The organism is Synechococcus sp. B60.1 (assembly GCF_047462555.1).
Classification (GTDB): domain Bacteria; phylum Cyanobacteriota; class Cyanobacteriia; order Thermostichales; family Thermostichaceae; genus Thermostichus.
Window position 1 is genome coordinate 1 of the sequence record NZ_JANSJN010000077.1, and the last position, 3,605, is coordinate 3,605.

A 3,605-nucleotide genomic window follows, 5' to 3' on the forward strand; every position below is an offset into this window, starting at 1 on the left:
GGTCTCGTACTCGAAAAAGCGGGTCAGCACCACCAAGGTCAAGCCCAATAGCCCTTGCCAGAAGCGCCCCCGCAGCCCCTGCTGCAGCCCTTCCCAGCAGAGGATCGCCGACAATCCCACCAGCAGCAGGGTCAGGATCCAGGGGGCCAAGAAGGCCAGGGCCACTCTTGAGGTCAAGTTCCTAGTCACCAGCAAAAGGGCCAGGGTAATCAGGGAGAGGAAAACGACGGCATCCTTGAGCCAGACGGAAATGGGCTGGGATCTCTTGGCCTGCCACCCCTGCCACCAGCCCCAGCCGGCCAGCAGCAGCAACCCTGCCGCCGACAAGCTTGCCCAGGGATCCACAGCCTGGAACAGAGGTGAGGGGTCGGGATCCCAGTCCCAGGGGTCACGGAAGCTCCAGACGTAGAGCAAGAAACCCAGCCCCAGCAAAGCCAGGCCCTCCGCCGTCGGGATCAGATCCAAGACTTGCTCCTGCTCGCCATCCTGCCCATTTTCTCCGGTCAAAATCCGGCTTAGCCGGTAACCATGGCGTTGGTGCCAAAAGCCCAGCCCCCAGACAACGGCAAGGCCAAGCAGCAGCCAGAGGGTCAAGCCTTCTCCAGAGCTGTCCCAGACCTCTGCCGACCTTTGTAGCGCCAGGCCGAAGTCCACCAAAGCCAGGGCAAAGATCCAGCGGGAGCGGCACCCATAGGCAAGGGGCAGCAGTAGGGCCAGGGCCAGCCAGGGGTAGAGGGGATCCAGAGCCGAGCGGATCCCCCTCTGCCACAGGTCAGTCATCCCGGCCAGGGCGAATAAGAGACAGGCCAGGACGCCACTGGGGGTGTGAACCAAGCTGTAGGCCACGGCCAAGCTGCCCAGCCCCCAGCCCAAGAACAAGCCCGCGGGGGATCCCCCTATTTGAAACCACTGGGCCATCAGAATAATGGCGGCTCCCAGGGCCAGCTCCCCGGCAATCAATAGGGCGCTGCCCAAGCGCGGGGATCCCTGCTGCCAAAGTCGCAAGCCGGCCACCTGCAGTCCCACCATGAGGGCCAGGGATCCCAGGGCTCTGACCGAGCGGGGAATGGCATCCCAGTTGGCGGCCACGAAGGAGATCACCCCCAAGCCCACCAGCACGGCGCCCAACAGCAGCAGCACCAGGGTAAAGCGGCTAGCAGCTGTTCGCGGCAAGCTATCGAGTTGGTAGTACTCCCACAGGCGATCCCGCTGCGCCGGCTGAATCAGCCCCTGCTCCACCCAGGTGTCCAACAGGTCGGCCAGTTGGCGGCGGAAGCGGTCGTCGGGGCCAGAGGGACGGGGAGAAGTCATGGCACCCTCACCCCCTGCCCCTCTCCCGCGCTGCAGGAGAGGGGAGATTGGGATCAGTAGCCTGGAGCACTCGCTGCAGCACCTCTTGGTAGCCGGCTGCCGGATCGCCGAGATCAAAGCGAAAGAGGTCTTTATCCAGCACCCGCGGCTCAGTCCCTTCTAGATCCCACAGGCGGCAGGTGTCGGGGCTGATCTCGTCCGCCAGCCAGATCTCCCCTTCCTCGTCCAGGCCAAACTCCAGCTTAAAGTCCACCAGCTCCAGCCGGCAGCGCCGCCAGAAGTGGCGAAGGTGAGTGTTGACCGCCAAGGCCAGGGATCCCAGCTTCTCCACTTGCTCTGGCGTGGCCAGGTGCAACAGGCGGATGTGGTCGGGGGTTACCAAGGGATCCCCCAAGGCGTCGTTTTTGTAGTAAAACTCCACCAGCGGCGGCTCGATGGGCAGGCCCTGCTCCAGGCCTAGGCGCCGGCAGAGGCTGCCGGCCGTGCGGTTGCGCACCACCACTTCCAAGGGCAGGATCCGCAGGGCGCGCACCTGCATCTCTCGAGGGCCGGTCTGGGCCAAAAAGTGGTTGCGGATGCCCTGCTGCGCCAGGTAGGCAAACACCCGGCTGGAGACGGTGCAGTTGACCTCCCCCTTGCCGGCGATGGATCCCCGCTTTTGGGCGTTGAAGGCCGTGGCGTCGTCTTTGTATTGGCAGAGGTAAACCTGGGGATCGGCGGTGCGGTAGACCCGCTTGGCCTTGCCCTCGTAGAGGAGCTCTGGGGACGTGGGTGAGGATGGCATGGGCAACCCCTAATAGCCGGTCAGCCGTCCGCGGATCCCTTGCCAAAGGGTAATGGCGAGGATGCGCAGATCCAGCCACAGAGACCAGTTTTGCACATAGTAGAGATCATACTGGGTGCGGCGGGCAATGCTGGTGTCTCCCCGCAGGCCGTGGATCTGAGCCCAGCCGGTGAGGCCACTTTTCACCAAATGCCGATCCGGATACTTGGGGATCTCCTGGCTAAATTGCTCCACGAAGTAGGGCCGCTCCGGGCGGGGGCCCACCAGGCTCATTTCCCCCTTCAAGACGTTCCAAAGCTGGGGCAGCTCGTCCAGGTTGGTGCGGCGCAAAAAGGCTCCTATCTTGGTTCGGCGCGGATCCCCGGGGCGCGTCCAGCCCGGCTGGCCGGGTGCCTCGGCATCCACCCGCATGGTGCGGAACTTGGCAATCCAAAAGCGGCGCCCATCCAAGCTCACCCGCTCCTGCCAATACAAGATGGGGCCGGGGCTGCTGCAGGCCACCAGCAGAGCAATGACCAAAAATAAGGGGCTGAGCAACACCAGGCCCAGGGAGGCCCCCAGGATGTCTACCGCTCGCTTGAGGAAACGGTTGTGGGCGTAGCGCAGAGGGGGCTGGCGCAGCGTCAGCAGCGGGATCCCGTCCAGGGACTGGAGGCTGAAGTTCACCGTCAAAAAACCGAGGATATCTGGCACCAGCCGCACCTGCACCGACAGGGCCTGCAAGCTGAGCAACAGAGGTGCGTTGGCCAGCTCCGGCTGCCCAAACCACACCTCTTCGATCTCGGGGTGAGCCTGCACATAGGCCACCAGGTGGCTGGGCTCCAGCCGCTCCAGCTTCTGCAAAGGCTCTGGTTCCGGTGCCGAGGGATCCCCGGCCACGGCCCAAGCCCTGATCTCAAACCCCAAGGCTGGGCAGCGCTCCAGTCGCTCCAGCACCTCAGCCAAGAGCAGGCCGGATCCCACCCAGATCACCCGTCGCCGCCCCTGGCCGTGGGCATACAGCCAGCCCATGCCCAGCCGCAGCACTGCCCGCATCCCCGTCAAGCTGAGCAGGGCCAGCAGGCCGGCATAGCCCACCACCAAGCGCGACAGCGAGACGGAGCGCACGAAAAAGGCCCCCGCCAACACCAAGCCAAAGGTCACCCCCAGCCCCAGCAGCAAACTGGCCCATTCCTCAAAGCGAGATAAGCGCTTCGATTCGCCGTATCCTCCCAAGCCAGCCTGAACGCCCCAATAGCTAAGGACTGTCAACAACCCCAGGCCAGCATAAACATCCCAGGGCAAAAGCTGGTGGGGGCGCAAGCTGCGCAGCCAATAAGCCGCCCCGAAGGCCAGCCAAATACAGAGCCCATCCCCCAAACAAGCCAAGGGCACCCACAGGCGATGCGGATCCAAGCTCAGGGTGTAGCCGCGAAAGAAACCCGTCCCGCCAGCGCGATTGGCCAAGAGCTATCTCCTCCAGCAGTTAAGACTGGAAACAATCCTACAGAAAAGGCTATCCATTTGAGGC

At 63.8% G+C, this 3,605-nt stretch carries 3 protein-coding genes; all 3 read right to left on the bottom strand.

The annotated features are described in order from the left end of the window. Window positions 1-1,311: DUF2157 domain-containing protein (locus NW863_RS09380; protein ID WP_414365938.1), on the bottom strand; the 1,311-nt coding region annotated here is incomplete at its 3' end. 7 nt (window positions 1,312-1,318) lie between these two features. Next, the gene (gene purC, locus NW863_RS09385; protein ID WP_414365939.1) at window positions 1,319-2,095 is read right to left on the bottom strand and encodes a phosphoribosylaminoimidazolesuccinocarboxamide synthase; all 777 of its coding nucleotides are present in this window, start codon (window positions 2,093-2,095) and stop codon (window positions 1,319-1,321) included. 9 nt (window positions 2,096-2,104) lie between these two features. Then, a complete protein-coding gene (locus NW863_RS09390; RefSeq protein ID WP_414365940.1) occupies window positions 2,105-3,541 on the bottom strand; it encodes a sugar transferase in 1,437 nt (478 codons plus the stop codon). Window positions 3,542-3,605 lie beyond the last annotated feature (64 nt).